This window comes from Tropicimonas sp. IMCC6043 (assembly GCF_004146235.1).
Classification (GTDB): Bacteria; Pseudomonadota; Alphaproteobacteria; order Rhodobacterales; family Rhodobacteraceae; genus Tropicimonas.
Genome location: NZ_SELO01000001.1, coordinates 236,743 through 250,758, shown reverse-complemented (window position 1 = coordinate 250,758; position 14,016 = coordinate 236,743). Strand labels below are relative to the sequence as shown.

Sequence of the window (14,016 nt, the reverse complement as noted above, 5' to 3'; positions counted from 1 at the left end):
TTCAACCGAAGTCGACGTCAGGACAGGCTCTGTGCGATGGCTCCCGCGTGGAACACCGCCCGCAGCCGTCCGCGATTAATCGCTTTCTCGCTAAGGCGGCGGATGCGCGTTGGATCCGGATGGCTGTCTGCCGCACCGAGGATACGGTTCCAGAGCGCCTCGAGCAGCACCTCCGCGCTTAGCGCCATGAAATCATGCGCGGCCGGGCTCGGGTCCTCACGGGCCGTAAGATCCTGTCGCGCTGTGCGCCAGAGCACGAGGCTTTCCGCGCAGTTCTCGCCAGCGAGGAACCGCTCCAGCGCATCGCCCGGGGCGCCGGGCAACAGGCGCGAGACCAGCGAACGTGAATGGATGCCGTTGGCGCCCTCGTAGATCGCCGTGATGCGGGCGTCGCGCCAGGTCTGTTCGACGCGGTATTCGGAGAGATAGCCATACCCGCCGAGCACCTGGATCCCGAGATCGGCAGCGCGGATGCCGGCCTCGGTGCAATACACCTTGGCGATCGGCGTCAGGATCTCCACGAGGTCGGGATCCTCGCCGCGCTCCATGGTTACGGTGGCGAGATGCGCGATGGCGCGGCCACCGAGCGCCAGCGCGTCGGCCTCGTCGAGCATCCGCGCCACGTCGGCATGGGCGTCGAGGGTGACCGGTGCTCCGTCCGGCCCGCGGCCCTGGATGCGCTCGGCGGCATAGGCGCGGGCGATGTCGGTGGCGCGGGCGGCGTGGGCCACGCCCTGGAGCGCCACGTCGGCGCGGGCGTGGTTCATCATCGTGAACATCGCCTTGAGTCCCGCGCCCTCCATGCCAATGAGTTCCGCCTCGGCGTCGTCGAAGACGAGCTGGCAGGTGGGCGAGGCGTGGAGCCCGGTCTTCTCTTCGATCCGGGTCACGGAAATGGCGTTGCGGCTGCCGTCGGCGCGCGTGCAGGGGCAGAGGAAGAGCGAGAGGCCGCGGGTGCCGTCGTCGGAAGTGCGTGCGAGCACGAGATGCAGGATGCGCGCGCTCATGTCCTGGTCGCCGCCGGAGATGAAGATCTTCTCGCCGGTGATCCGCCAGCCCTCGGCGTCCTGAACTGCCTTGCAGCGCACGCGGGAAAGGTCCGAGCCTGCGCCCGGTTCGGTCAGGCACATGGTCGCCAGCGCCTCGCCGCTGGCCAGCGGCGGAACGTAGGCTTCTTTCTGTGCTTCGGTGCCGAAGGCCAGAAGCGTGCGCACGGCGCCGGGAACGAGGCCGGTCACCATCTGCAGGCTGTGGTTGGCGCCGGTGAAGATCTCGGACGTCACCGCCAGCAGCGTCGCGTCGAGCCCCTGTCCGCCATACTCCTCCGGTACGGTCAGGCCCTGCCAGCCCTGTTCGGCATAGTCGCGGTAGAGCTCGGGAAAGCCGTCCGGCATCCGCACGCGGCCGTCTTCAAGCCGGCAGCCCTGGCGGTCCCCCGGTTCGTCGAGCGGCGCGATGGCCTCCTCGGCATAGGTCGCGAAATGGCCCGCGATCTCGCGTGTCAGGTCCGGGTCATAGCCCGGCAGGTCCGTCGCCCGCGCAACGTGGTCGAGGATGAAGAGAATGTCATCGAGCGGCGCGGCAAAGGGTTTCATGTCGCGAGCCCGAGCAGGCGGGCCGCATTGCCTTTGATGATGTCGGGGCGGAGCTCGTCCTTGATCGCGATCCCTTCGAAATCGGCCAGCCACCGCTCGGGCGTGATCATCGGCCAGTCGGAGCCGAAGAGAACTTTCTTCCGCAGGATCGAGTTGCAGTATTTCACCAGGATGTCGGGGAAATACCTGGGCGACCAGCCGGAGAGGTCGATATAGACATTCGGTTTGTGCTGGGCGACGGCGAGCGCCTCCTCCTGCCAGGGGAAGGAGGGGTGCGCGAGGATGATCTTCATGTCCGGGAAATCGACGGCGACGTCGTCCATGTACATCGGGTTGGAATACTTGAGCCGCATCCCGTTGCCCGCGCGCATGCCGGAGCCGACGCCTGTCTGGCCGGTGTGGAAGAGCGCGATTCCGCCCTCCTCGGCGATCGCCTCATAGAGGGTGTAGGCCATGCGATCGTTGGGGTAGAAGCCCTGCATCGTGGGGTGGAACTTGAACCCCTTGATGCCGAACTCCCGGATCAGCCGGCGCGCCTCGCGGGCGCCCAGCTTGCCCTTGTGCGGGTCGATGGAGGCGAAGGGGATGAGAACGTCGTCATTCTCGGCGGCCAGCTCGGCCACTTCCTCGTTCTTGTAGCGCCGGTAACCGGTTTCGCGCTCGGCATCGACGGGAAAGATCACCGCGGCGATGTTCTGCGCGCGGTAATGCGCGGCGGTTTCAGGGACCGTCGGCGGATGCTCCCAGGGGGCGCGGAAATACTTCGCCATGGTGGCCTGAAGCTCGTCATAGCCGTCATCGGCATGGCAGCCGCAGGGCTCTTCTGCATGAGTGTGGATGTCGATGGCGCGGATTTTCGTCAGGTCGACCATGGGATGTCCTTCAGGGGAGAATGATCGGGAAATCTGTCGGGCCGTGCGGGATCGGCCCGAGGCGAGTGTTGCAATCGAGAAGCGCGCAACGGGAGCCGGGCGAGTCCCGGCCCGCCGGAACGGGCCGGCGCTCGCCCGGCGGCTTCGCCTTGACTCCGGGCTGGGTGCTCTCCGTTCCAAAGGCCGGTGCACGGCCGTCGGTTGGTGCAGTGTTGAGCGCTCATGCCAGCACCACCGCCGGATCTTCGTCGTCATAAAGCCGATCCAGCAGATCCTTCCGCCGCGTCAGAACCTTGCGGAAATTCAGGTTGCCCTTTGCCGTCATCTCGCCCTCGGGCATCGATGGCGGTTCGGACAGGACGATAGCGCGCGAGACCCGCGTCGAGCTGCCCGAGATCTCGCGGGCGCGCGCCGCCAGCCGGCGGTGCAGCTCGCTCTGCAGGAGCGTGCAGGTCAGCGCCCCGCCATCCTCGTGCAGCTCGAACCCCTCGCGTTGGAGCTCCGCCCGGTCGGGGAAGACCATCACGCCGATCTGGTCCCTGTCCGCGCCGGTGATGACCAGGTCTGCGGCCAGCGGCGCCAGATGCGCGAGCAAGTCGAGCCGAAGCTGTGCCGCGCGCACCCAGGTCCCCGTCAGCAGCTTGAAATCATCCGATATCCGGCCGTCGAACCGCATCCCGGCATTCGGGTTCGCCGGATCGAGGAAGACCATCGCGTCGCCTGTGATGAAATAGCCCTCTTCGTCGAAGGCCTCGGCGGTCCTGTCCGGGTCCCGGTAATAGCCGGTCATGATGTTCGGCCCCTTGACGCGCACCTCGCAGCGCATGTCGGCGTCGGGCAGGAGCTTCACCGTCACGCCTGTGACCGGCACGCCGACGATGCCGGAGCGATCGGTCGGCTCCATCTGCATCATCGTCGACGGCGCCGTCTCGGTCAGTCCCCAGGAGGAGGTGATCAGCGGAACCTCGCCCTTCACCTCCTCGGCCATCTCCTCGAAGCCGGTCCAGACGTCCTGCGGAAGCGACGCCCCTGCGTAGAAGACGAGGTCGAGATCCTCGAAAAACCGCTGGCGCAGCCCGGCATCCTTCCGGAGCGCGCCAAGCAGCATGCCGAAGCCAAGCGGCACGTTGAAAGCCAGCGTGCCGGTCACCAGCGAGAGGTTCTCCAGCGTCCGCTCGAACAGCCCCTCCACCGGCTTGCCGTCATCGATGTAGAGAGACCCGCCATTGGCGAGCATCATGTTGAAATTGTGCGAGCCGCCGAAGACGTGGTTCCAGGGCAGCCAGTCGACGATCGCCGGCGGGCGGTCGCGCAGGAAGGGCAGGGAATCGGCAAGCTGGGTCTGGTTGACGCACATCATCCGATGCGTGGTCGGCACGCCCTTGGGGTTCGAGGTCGAGCCGGAGGTCATCAGGATCTTGCCCACCGTGTCGGGGGTGACCTGCGCGAAGGCCGCATCGACATCGACGCTCGCGTCTCCCTGGAGCAACGTCTCGAAGGGCGTGACGCCGATGCGGTGCCCCGGCAGGCTCGCGACGATCTCCACGCCTGCAAACCCGTCGAGCAGCAGCGCCTCGGCATAGAGGTCGGCATCGACGACATAGGCCATTTTCGGCCGCAGCAACTCGATCGCGCCGCGGAGCCGGCCATGCGCGCCGTGGATCAGCGAATACTGCTCGGCCACCGGCGCGGTCGGCACGCCGACATATTGCGCGGCGAGGGACAGCAGCCCGTGGTCGACGCCATTGCCAGACATGATCAGGATCGGCGTGTCCGGGCCCATGCCGCGTGCCAGCAGCGACGCGCCGATTGCCCGCACCCGTTCCAGAGCCGAGACATAGCTCACGCGGCGCCACCCGGCGCCGTAGCGCTCGGCGAGGAAGGTGCGGTCGGGCACCTCGTCGGCCCAGCGATGCAGCCAGTCGCCGGTGCGCTGTTCGACGCGGCCGAGCGAATAGTTCGAGCTGAGCAGGATGGAGCCGTCGGCCCGGTCTTCGCGCGTGACCGAATGGCGCCGGAAGCGTGTCGTGTGTTTCATCAGGTGTCCTCCCTGGCAGGTCAGCCGCGCGGCCGTATCCTTTCGATCCGTTTCATCGCCTCGAGCGTCAGGCCACGCATCTCGTCGTCGAGACCGGCGAGCAGCGCTGCCTCATGCGCCCGCACCGCCTCTGTCGCCTCGGCGCAGAGCTTGACCCCGGCAGGTGTCGCCTCCAGCGCATAGGCGCGCCGGTCGGTCGGCACGCGGTTGCGCAGGATCAGCCCGCGGCGCGCCAGTTCCTCGGTGATGGCCACGAGGTTCGGTCGCTCGATATCCATCGCCTCCGCGAGCTGGGCCTGGCGCAGGCCCGGATTGTCGGTGACGAGCACCAGCGCGGTATAGGTCAGCATCCTCAGATCGAAGGGCCGCAAGGTCCGCGCGAGGTCGGCCTGGATGACATTGAAGCAGCGCTTCATCCGGTAGCCGAAGAAGCCGCGCAGGGTCGCATCGCTGACCGGTCCGTCGTGGCTTTCGCCCGATATGCGTGGCGCGTCCTTCATCGGGTCACCGGAAGTTCGGCGTCCGCTTTTCGAGGAAGGCCGCGAGGCCCTCGAGCGCGTCCGGGCTTGTCTGGGTGATCGCGGCGCAGAGGCTCTCGGTAAAGAGCCCGTCCTCTCGCGGCATGTCGCCGATCCGGGCCAGCGCCTGGATCATGATGTAGTTCGAAAGCGGCGCGTTCGCGGCGATCTTGCGGGCAAGCTCGTAAGCCAGCGGCAGCGCCTCGCCCGCGCCGACGCTGTAATGCGCGAGGCCGAGTGCGAGACCCTCCTCGGCACTGTATTTCCGGCCGGTCAGCATCATCTCGGTCATCCGGTCGGCACCGAGGATGCGGCCCACGCCCACCGAGGCGCCGCCGCCGACGAAGATCCCACGCCGGCCCTCGGGAAGCTGGAAGATCGTCGAGGGTTCCGCGATCCGGACATGGGTGGCCGAGGCAAGCTCCAGCCCGCCGCCGATCACCGCGCCGAACATCGCCGAGACGACCGGCAGGCCGCCGAACTGGATCCGCTGCATCACCGCGTGCCAGCCGCGCGAATGCCGCATCGTGCCCTCGGCATCGCGAGCGACATGCTCGGAGAGGTCGAGGCCGGAGCAGAAATGCCCCTCGGTGCCGGTCAGCACGACAACTTTCACGCCCACGGGCGGTGCCCGGAAGAAGCCGTCGATACCCTCCAGCAATTCGTCGCACATGGCATTGCGCTTGCCGGGGCGGTTCATGGTGAGCGTGGCGATCTCGCCGTCGATGTCGATCTTGAGCATGGGTTCGGTCATGGGCTCTCTCCTCAGCGCGGCGGCAGGCGCACCGCGCCGTCCAGGCGAATGGTGGTCCCGTTGAGATAGGGGTTGGTGACGATATGCTCGGCCATCAGCGCGTATTCCCGCGGCGCCCCGAGGCGGGCGGGGAAGGGGATGTTGGCGGTGATCTGTGCCGTCGTCTCCTCCGGCAGCCCTTCCATCATCGGCGTGTGGAAGAGCCCCGGCGCGATCGCCATGACGCGGATGCCGGCGCGGGCGAATTCGCGCGCCGCCGGCAGGCACATCGCGGCGATGGCGCCCTTGGAGGCGGCATAGGCGGCCTGGCCGAGCTGGCCGTCCTGCCAGGCGACCGAGGCGGTGTTGACGACGACGCCGCGCTCGCCCGTGTCGAGTGGGTCGAGCTCCATCATCCGCTTCGCGGCATGGCTCATCACGTAATAGGTGCCGAAGAGGTTCACCCGGAGCGTGCGCTCGAAGACGTCGGCGGAGGTCTTGCCCTCGCGGCCGACGATGCGGGCGGCGTGGCCCACGCCGGCGCAGTTGACGGCGATGCGCGGCGCAGCGCCGAAATGCGCGGTGGCGGCACCGATGGCAGCGTCCACGGCGGCTTCGTCCGAGACATCGGCCTGCACCGCGAAACCACCGATTTCGGCGGCGACGGCCTCGGCGGCCTCGCGGTTGTAGTCGAGCACCGCGACGCGGGCGCCGGCCTCGGCGAAATGCCGGGCGGTGGCGGCGCCGAGGCCGCTCGCGCCGCCGGAGACGAGGGCGATCTGGTCGGAAATTAGCATCTGGGTGCCTCCACAGAACTCTCGTCTCGGGCGGGGGCTTCTCCCCCGACCGCGGTCAGAAGCCGCCCTTCGCACATCGTGCCGACGTCTTTCATTCGTTATGCTCCATATCTATTTTCGCACATCTTCTCTCAATGCCGCTCACTTCAGCTGGGCAACAGGAAGAGCGTGATGGCCGGGAAGAGGACCAGGATGATGACCCGGACAATATCCGAGCCGACGAACCAGAGAACCGCCTTGTAGGTGTCCTTCATCGCCGTCTGCCGGTCCATTGCGTTGATGATGAAGAGGTTCATCCCCACCGGCGGCGTGATGAGCCCGACCTCGACCACGATCAGCACGAGGATTCCGAACCAGATCGCCATATGTTCCGGGCTCATCCCGAAATCGAGCGAGGAGACCACCGGGAAGAAGATCGGAATGGTCAGCAGGATCATCGACAGGCTGTCCATCAGGCAGCCGAATACAAGGTAGAAGAGGAGGATCAGCGTCAGCACGGTCCACGGGCTGAAGCCCTGGCCGACGACCCAGGAAGAGAGCTCCTGCGGCATCTGCGAGAGCGCCAGGAAGGAGTTGTAGAACCCGGCGCCGAGCACGATGAAGAAGATCATCGCCGTGCTGAGGGCGGTGTGGATGATCGCGTCCGCGAAGACCTTCCAGCTCAGGCTGCCGGAGAGGAGCGCGATGACCCCGGTGCCGGCAGCACCGACGGCCGCACCCTCCGTGGGAGTGAACCAGCCGAGATAGATGCCGCCGACGACGAGGCCGAAGACCAGCAGGACCGGCCAGACGTCGATCAGCGCGCGGATGCGCTCGGGGTAGGGGACGGCCTCGCGGGTGCCTGCCGCCTTGGGGTTCAGCCGGACATAGATCGATATCGTGATGATGTAGCCGAGCGCGGCGAGGAGGCCGGGCACGAAGGCAGCGAGAAAGAGCTTGGCGATGTTCTGCTCGGTAAGGATGGCATAGATGACGAGGATCACCGAGGGCGGGATCAGGATGCCGAGCGTGCCGCCGGCGGCGAGCGTCGCGGTCGAGAAGCCGCCCGAATAGCCGTAGCGGCGCAGCTCCGGCAGCGCCACGCGGCTCATCGTGGCGGCGGTGGCGAGCGAGGAACCGCAGATTGCGCCGAACCCCGCGCAGGCGCCCACGGCGGCCATGGCGACGCCGCCCTTGCGATGCCCGAGCCAGCTCTCGGCAGCCTGGAACAGCGCCGTGGACATGCCCGAGAGAGTCGCGAACTGTCCCATCAGCAGGAACATCGGGATGATGGTCAGCGAATAGCTGGAAAAGGTCGAATAAGTCTCGGTCTTGAGCTTGGCCAGGAACATGTTCGGCCCGCCCATGGCGAAATAGAGCCCGCCTATGCCGCAGAGCATCATCGCGAGCCCGATCGGGGCCCGGAGGAAGATCATCAGCAGCAGGATCGGGAAGGACAGATATCCCAGCTCGAGCATGCTCAATGCTGCGCTCCTTCGGAATGGGGCAGGTGGCTCCGGCCGGTGACGATGTCGAGGATGCGCGCCACGGCACAGTAGATTGCGACGATGGAGGCGGTCAGCGCCGCGACAAAGCTCGCCGCATAGGCCCACCAGACCGGGAATTGCAGCAGGAAGGTCGTTTCACCGTTCGACATCTTGCCCTCCATCCCGACATAGAGCCGCCACGTGATGAGCAGGATCACCGCGCTCATGACGATCTCCCAGAAGGTCACGAGGAACCGGTTGAACCAGTGCGGGAACGTGGAGGCAAAGATGTCCACCGTCGCGTGGCCGCCGTGCAGCTGCGCGATCGGCAGGAAGGCGAAGATCGCGAAGGCGACGCCGGCCTCCACCAGCTCGAAATCGCCGATGATCGGCCCGATCCCGGTCGCCAGCAGCGCATCGGCGGTCGATTGCGAGATCCCGGTCAGCAGCGCCGAATGGCCGAGGGTGTTAAGCCCACGCCCCAGCACGCTGAGACAGGTCAGCACGACAAGGAACGTGAGGACAAGACCGCCCAGGACCGCCATCGTGCGGGCCAGGCGCTCCATGAGCTTGAGCAGCATCGTGTCGGACTCGTGGTTTGCGGTGGGAAGGCTGCCCGGACGCTGTGGCGCCCGGGCAGGCGTTTTGCGGCCTACTGACCGGAATTGAGCTCGATCAGCTCGATCGCGCGGTTGTGGAGGCCGGTGCCGTCCAGGCCCTTCTCGTCCATCTCGGCGATCCAGGCGTCGGTGGTCGGCGCGGCGGCGGCCTTCCACTCTGCAACTTCCTCGGGGCTGAGCTCGATGATGTTGGCACCGGCAGCGATCGCCGCATCGCGCGGCGGTGCATCGGCTTCCTGGATCAGCTTGCCGGCCATCGCGGAGAACTCGAGGCCGGAATTGGCGTCGATCACGGCCTTCAGGTCATCGGGCAGCGACTCGTACCGATCCTTGTTCATCGCGATCACGAATGTGGCGGTGTAGAGCGCATCGTCGCCGAAGGTCGTGTGGTTCTCCACCAGTTCGTTGACCTTGAGCGGGCCTGTGACCTCCCAGGGGATCACGGTGGCATCGATCACGCCCTTGGAGAGCGCTTCCGGCACCGCCGGGATCGGCATGCCGACCGGGGTCGCGCCGAGATTGGCGAACAACTGGTTGGTGATCCGGGAGGGCGCGCGCAGCTTGACGCCGTTGAGGTCCTCGACCGTGCGGATCGGCTCCTTGGAGTGGATCAGGCCCGGCCCGTGCATCCAGAGGGCCAGCACCTTCACGTCCTTGAAATCCTCGTCGAGCATCGTCTCCTCGCCGAGTTGCCAGAAGGCGCGCGAGGTCGCCTCGGCATTGGTCATCGTGAAGGGAAGCTCGAAGACCTCGGTGCGCGGGAAGCGGCCGGGGGTGTAGCCGGGCAGGGTCCAGATGATGTCGGCGACGCCATCGACCACCTGGTCATACAGTTCGGGCGGCTTGCCGCCGAGTTGCATCGCCGGGAACTCCTGGATCTCGATCCGTCCGCCGGACTCGGCCTCGATCTTCTCCGCCCAGGGCTTGAGTACGTTGTTGGGCACGCTGGCCTGCGCCGGCAGGAAATGGGCCAGCCGGAGCGTGACCTCGGCGGCCGACGCCCCCCCGGCGGTGAGCCCGAAGCTCGCCGCGGTCAGGGCCGTGGCCCCCATCAAATGCAGAAATGTCCTGCGCCCGTTGATCATGGTTTCCTCCCTGTTCGATCAAACAACCCATCCCGGTGACACAGCGGACGCCAATGGCGGGCCTGCGAATTGGGTATGAGTCATAACGGTTCTGTCGTATCTCTCCCATGTCACCATTGCGCCTGATCGCAGCCGTTTCATGTCGGTCGCGCGGGGTCGGTCGCGCGGGTTGGCAATGGTCACTCTTCTGATGCTCAAAATGATTGCCGGAAATCGGCAAGTCAACTGAGATAAAATAATCTTTCGTTATCGAAATTGGAAAGAATAACGGTAGTCGGCAGACGGCGGTCCGATCGGCCGAGCGCAGCGCTATTCAACGGTCACGGATTTGGCAAGGTTGCGCGGTTGATCGACATCGGTACCCTTGGCCACGGCAGCATGATAGGCCAGAAGCTGCGCCGGCAGGGCATAGAGGATCGGCGCCAGGATCGGCGGCACTTCCGGCATCGCCAGCACCTTCCAGCAGCCCTCGGCGGCGATGCGTGCGCCGACCGGGTCGGTCACCAGCAGCACCTTGCCGCCGCGCGCCATGACCTCCTGCATGTTCGACACTGTCTTGTCGAAAAGCGGGTCGGTCGGCGCGAAGACGAGCACCGGGACGGTCTTGTCGACGAGCGCGATCGGGCCATGCTTGAGTTCACCCGACGCATAGCCTTCGGCGTGTATATAGCTGATTTCCTTTAGTTTCAAAGCGCCCTCAAGCGCGAGTGGAAAGAGAGCGCCACGGCCCAGGAAAAGCACGTCGCGCGCCTCCGCCACGGCTCTCGCTACGGCCGCGATCTCGCCTGACTGCGCCAGCGCGAAATTCATCAGCCCCGGCAGCCGGCGCAATTCCGCCAGCCGTGCCGCGAGTTCCTCGTCGTCGAGGTGGCCGCGATCCGCCGCCGCCTTCAGCGCCAGCAGGAACAGCACCGTGAGCTGGCAGGTGAAGGCCTTGGTCGAGGCGACGCCGATCTCTGCGCCCGCGCGGATCGGCAGAACGAGGTCGCTCTCGCGCGCGATGGAGCTCTCGGTGACGTTGACGACCGCGGCGATCCTTGCCGCCTTTCCCTCGCAGAAGCGCAGCGCGGCCAGCGTGTCGGCCGTTTCGCCCGATTGCGACACGAAGAGCGCCAGCGTCCTCGGCCCGATTGGCGGCTCGCGATAGCGGAACTCGGAGGCGATATCCACCTCGACCCCGATCCCGGCGACCTGCTCGAACCAGTATTTCGCCACCAGGCAGGCGTAATGCGCGGTGCCGCAGGCGACCATCACCACGCGGTCGAAGCTGCGAAAATCGAGCCCCGGCTCCGGCAGCGCGATTCCCGCGCCGCGCAGGTACTGGGCAAGGGCATCGCCGACGACCGTGGGCTGCTCGGCGATCTCCTTGGCCATGAAATGCCGGTGGCCGCCTTTTTCGACCTGCGCGAGGTCGATCTGGACCGTCTTCACCGGCCGATCCACCAGATTTCCGGCGCGATCGCGGATCTCGATGGCCGAGCGCGTCAGGATCGCCCAGTCACCCTCTTCGAGATAGGTGATCCGGTTGGTCAGCGGGGCGAGTGCGATGGCGTCGGAGCCCACATAGACCTCGCCCTCGCCGTGGCCGATGGCCAGCGGCGACCCGCGCCGGGCGACGATCATCAGGTCGTCCTGCCCGTCGAACAGCAGCGCCATGGCGAAGGCACCCTCGAGCCGGCCGATGGCACGGTCGGCGGCCTCCCGGTGACTGAGCCCCTGGTCGAGATAGTGCTGCACCAGCATCGCGATGGTCTCGGTGTCGGTCTCGGTCTCGAAATGCAGCCCTTCGGCGGCCAGGTCGGCCCGCAACTCGCGGAAATTCTCGATGATCCCGTTATGAACCACTGCAACCGGACCGGCGCGATGTGGATGGGCGTTGGCCACGTTTGGCGCGCCATGCGTGGCCCAGCGAGTGTGGCCGATGCCGGCGCGTCCGGCGAGCGGCTCGTGGACCAGCAGGTCGGAGAGGTTGACGAGCTTGCCGACGGCGCGACGTCGGTCGAGATGGCCGTCATTCACCGTGGCGATGCCGGCCGAATCGTAGCCCCGGTATTCCAGCCGCTTGAGCGCCTCGACCAACAGGGGCGCCGCTTCGTGATCTCCGAGAACACCGACAATTCCGCACATCTTGCTACCTCTTCGATCCATACTGTTTGAGCGCGCGCAGGCGCTCGAAGAATTTCGTCGCGAAGCCCGGCTTGTTGGCCTGTTTCGCCCGGCCGATTGCGAGCGCGCCGGCGGGAACGTCGCTGGTCACCACGCTGCCTGTCGCCGTCATCGCACCGTCGCCGATCGTCACAGGAGCGACGAGCATCGTGTCCGAGCCGATGAAGACACGCGCGCCGATCTCTGTGCGATGCTTGAAGACGCCGTCGTAATTGCAGGTGATCGTGCCCGCGCCGATATTGGTCGCGGCCCCGATGCTGGCGTCTCCGATATAGGTCAGGTGGTTGATCTTGGCGCCCTCGTCGACCTGCGCATTCTTTATCTCGACGAAATTGCCGACATGGACGTTCTCGGAAAGTTCGGCCCCCGGCCGGAGCCGGGCGAACGGACCGACGATGGCGCCGCGGGAGACGTGGCAGCCCTCCAGATGGCTGAAGGCGCGGATGCGGGCGCCGGTCTCGATGGTGACGCCGGGGCCGAAGACGACATTTGGTTCTACCTCAGCATCGCGTCCTATCACCGTGTCATAACTGAAGAAAACCGTCTCTGGCGCACGCAATGTGACACCGTCCTCAAGCGCCGCGTCCCGTGCGCGCGCCTGGAAGGCGGCCTCGGCCGTAGCGAGGTCGGCCCGCGAGTTGACCCCCAGCGTTTCCGCCTCGTCGCAGCGCACGGCGGTAACCGAGAGGCCGCGGGCACGGGCCAGCCCGACGATATCGGTGAGATAGTATTCGCCGGCGGCATTTTCCTTGCCAACGTCAGCGATCAGGTCGAAAAGACATTCGGAGCCGGCGCAGATAACGCCAGAGTTACAGAATGTTATGCGGCGCTCTTCATCTGTTGCGTCTCTGAACTCGACGATCCGTTCCAGCATCTCGCCGGCCATGACGAGCCGCCCGTAGCGGCCTGGATTCTCCGCCTCGAATCCCAGCACCACCACGTCATTCTCGGCCCGCGCGGCGATCATCGCCTCAAGGGTCTCCGGCCTGATGAAAGGCGTATCGCCGTAGAGCACGATCACGTTGCCTTCGAACCCAGCCAGGGCGGGGCGAGCCAATTCGGTGGCATGTGCGGTTCCGAGGCGTTCCTCCTGGAAGACGGTCAGGGCATCCGCGTCGAGTTCCTGCGCGGCGGCCTCTATGCCCTCGGCGCCGGGGCCGACGACGATGACGGTGCGCGCCGGCTCGAGCGACGCGGCCGAGCGCAGGGCGTGGTGCAGGAGCGGTGCGCCGGCGACGGTGTGAAGCACTTTCGGCAGGTCGGATTTCATCCGCGTGCCTTGGCCGGCGGCCAGCACGACGAGAGCTGTGGGGGAGGTGGACATGGGCCTGCTGCTCTTTTCTTCGTTTCGCATCCGTAATACGCGAGGCGCGGGATGTCGCAAGTGGGCGCCGTCTCAAACATGGTGTCAGGGTGAAACATGGCTCGGCGGGCACCCGCCGAAAGGGGTGACATGCGCACGGTGATCTTCGATCTCGACGGCACGCTGGCCGATACCAGCGGCGACCTGATCGCGGCCGCGAATGCCTGTTTCCGCGCGCTCGGGCATGGCGACGTGCTCGACCGGACCCATGACGCCTCCACCGCCTTTCGTGGCGGGCGGGCGATGCTTCGGCTGGGCTTTACCCGGCTGGGGCTCACGGGTGAGGCGCTGGAGGCACGGGTGAACTGGGAGTTCCCGGCACTGTTGGAGTACTACGAGGCCGCGATCGACGTCCACACCACGCTCTATCCGGGCGCGATGACCACGGTGGAGCGGCTTTTGGCGGAGGGCACGGCGGTCGGGATCTGTACCAACAAGCCGGAGCGACTGGCCGAGCTGCTGCTCACCCAGCTCGGGGTGCGCGACGCGTTCGGCTCGATGATCGGTGCCGACACGCTGCCAGTCCGCAAGCCGGAGGCGGCGCCGCTGCTGGAAGCGGTGGCGCGGCTCGGCGGACGGGCGGACCGGGCGCTGCTTGTCGGCGACACGACAACAGATCGCGAGGCGGCGCGCGCAGCGGGGATGCCCTGCGCGCTCGTCACCTTCGGGCCGGACGGGCACAGCGTGGCCGATCTCGCGCCCGAGGCATTGCTGGATCGGTTCGAGGATCTTCCGGATGTCGTGGCGCGGCTATTGCCCTAGC

The 14,016-nt window shown here is 66.5% G+C and carries 12 protein-coding genes; 1 reads left to right on the top strand and 11 read right to left on the bottom strand.

Going from position 1 to position 14,016, the window contains the following annotated elements; genetic code table 11:
• Positions 1 to 17: 17 nt before the first annotated feature.
• The 11 genes from EU800_RS01190 to glmU all read right to left on the bottom strand — a co-directional run bounded on the left by EU800_RS01190 (position 18) and on the right by glmU (position 13,214).
• Complete coding sequence (locus EU800_RS01190; protein ID WP_129627625.1) at positions 18 to 1,595, bottom strand: acyl-CoA dehydrogenase family protein; 1,578 nt, start codon at positions 1,593 to 1,595, stop codon at positions 18 to 20.
• On the bottom strand, positions 1,592 to 2,467 hold the full coding sequence (locus tag EU800_RS01185; RefSeq protein ID WP_129627622.1) for an amidohydrolase family protein: 876 nt from the start codon (positions 2,465 to 2,467) through the stop codon (positions 1,592 to 1,594). The genes EU800_RS01190 and EU800_RS01185 overlap by 4 nt, the downstream gene beginning before the upstream one ends.
• Positions 2,468 to 2,687: 220 nt before the next feature.
• Positions 2,688 to 4,505, bottom strand: a complete 1,818-nt coding sequence (locus EU800_RS01180; RefSeq protein WP_129627619.1) for a feruloyl-CoA synthase — start codon at positions 4,503 to 4,505, stop codon at positions 2,688 to 2,690.
• Between the two features lie 20 nt (positions 4,506 to 4,525).
• The gene (locus EU800_RS01175) at positions 4,526 to 5,005 is read right to left on the bottom strand and encodes a MarR family winged helix-turn-helix transcriptional regulator (RefSeq protein WP_129627616.1); all 480 of its coding nucleotides are present in this window, start codon (positions 5,003 to 5,005) and stop codon (positions 4,526 to 4,528) included.
• A gap of 4 nt (positions 5,006 to 5,009) precedes the next feature.
• On the bottom strand, positions 5,010 to 5,777 hold the full coding sequence (locus EU800_RS01170; protein WP_129627613.1) for a crotonase/enoyl-CoA hydratase family protein: 768 nt from the start codon (positions 5,775 to 5,777) through the stop codon (positions 5,010 to 5,012).
• Between the two features lie 11 nt (positions 5,778 to 5,788).
• Positions 5,789 to 6,553 carry an SDR family NAD(P)-dependent oxidoreductase gene (locus tag EU800_RS01165; RefSeq protein WP_129627610.1) on the bottom strand — a complete coding sequence of 255 codons (765 nt, stop codon included), beginning with the start codon at positions 6,551 to 6,553 and terminating at the stop codon, positions 5,789 to 5,791.
• Positions 6,554 to 6,699: 146 nt separating this feature from the next.
• On the bottom strand, positions 6,700 to 8,016 hold the full coding sequence (locus tag EU800_RS01160; RefSeq protein WP_129627607.1) for a TRAP transporter large permease: 1,317 nt from the start codon (positions 8,014 to 8,016) through the stop codon (positions 6,700 to 6,702).
• Positions 8,013 to 8,600, bottom strand: coding sequence for a TRAP transporter small permease (locus EU800_RS01155; protein WP_207209822.1), 588 nt, complete (start codon positions 8,598 to 8,600; stop codon positions 8,013 to 8,015). Before EU800_RS01155 ends, EU800_RS01160 begins: the two co-directional genes overlap by 4 nt.
• Before the next feature lie 71 nt (positions 8,601 to 8,671).
• Positions 8,672 to 9,724: a TRAP transporter substrate-binding protein gene (locus EU800_RS01150; protein ID WP_129627604.1), complete on the bottom strand. Its 1,053-nt coding sequence runs from the start codon at positions 9,722 to 9,724 to the stop codon at positions 8,672 to 8,674.
• Positions 9,725 to 10,033: 309 nt separating this feature from the next.
• Positions 10,034 to 11,851 carry a glutamine--fructose-6-phosphate transaminase (isomerizing) gene (glmS, locus tag EU800_RS01145; protein WP_129627601.1) on the bottom strand — a complete coding sequence of 606 codons (1,818 nt, stop codon included), beginning with the start codon at positions 11,849 to 11,851 and terminating at the stop codon, positions 10,034 to 10,036.
• 4 nt (positions 11,852 to 11,855) lie between these two features.
• On the bottom strand, positions 11,856 to 13,214 hold the full coding sequence (glmU, locus tag EU800_RS01140) for a bifunctional UDP-N-acetylglucosamine diphosphorylase/glucosamine-1-phosphate N-acetyltransferase GlmU (protein WP_129627598.1): 1,359 nt from the start codon (positions 13,212 to 13,214) through the stop codon (positions 11,856 to 11,858).
• Between the two features lie 129 nt (positions 13,215 to 13,343).
• Between glmU and EU800_RS01135 the strand changes: the two genes are divergently transcribed.
• Positions 13,344 to 14,015: an HAD-IA family hydrolase gene (locus EU800_RS01135; protein ID WP_129627596.1), complete on the top strand. Its 672-nt coding sequence runs from the start codon at positions 13,344 to 13,346 to the stop codon at positions 14,013 to 14,015.
• Position 14,016: the final 1 nt, after the last annotated feature.

Bases quoted from the DNA above. Each gene is read 5' to 3' on its own strand.
- EU800_RS01155 (WP_207209822.1), bottom strand. From the start codon at position 8,600: ATGCTGCTCAAGCTCATGGAGCGCCTGGCCCGCACGATGGCGGTCCTG.
- EU800_RS01190 (WP_129627625.1), bottom strand. From the start codon at position 1,595: ATGAAACCCTTTGCCGCGCCGCTCGATGACATTCTCTTCATCCTCGAC.
- EU800_RS01180 (WP_129627619.1), bottom strand. From the start codon at position 4,505: ATGAAACACACGACACGCTTCCGGCGCCATTCGGTCACGCGCGAAGAC.
- glmU (WP_129627598.1), bottom strand. From the start codon at position 13,214: ATGTCCACCTCCCCCACAGCTCTCGTCGTGCTGGCCGCCGGCCAAGGC.
- glmS (WP_129627601.1), bottom strand. From the start codon at position 11,851: ATGTGCGGAATTGTCGGTGTTCTCGGAGATCACGAAGCGGCGCCCCTG.
- EU800_RS01185 (WP_129627622.1), bottom strand. From the start codon at position 2,467: ATGGTCGACCTGACGAAAATCCGCGCCATCGACATCCACACTCATGCA.
- EU800_RS01165 (WP_129627610.1), bottom strand. From the start codon at position 6,553: ATGCTAATTTCCGACCAGATCGCCCTCGTCTCCGGCGGCGCGAGCGGC.
- EU800_RS01175 (WP_129627616.1), bottom strand. From the start codon at position 5,005: ATGAAGGACGCGCCACGCATATCGGGCGAAAGCCACGACGGACCGGTC.
- EU800_RS01170 (WP_129627613.1), bottom strand. From the start codon at position 5,777: ATGACCGAACCCATGCTCAAGATCGACATCGACGGCGAGATCGCCACG.
- EU800_RS01150 (WP_129627604.1), bottom strand. From the start codon at position 9,724: ATGATCAACGGGCGCAGGACATTTCTGCATTTGATGGGGGCCACGGCC.
- EU800_RS01135 (WP_129627596.1), top strand. From the start codon at position 13,344: ATGCGCACGGTGATCTTCGATCTCGACGGCACGCTGGCCGATACCAGC.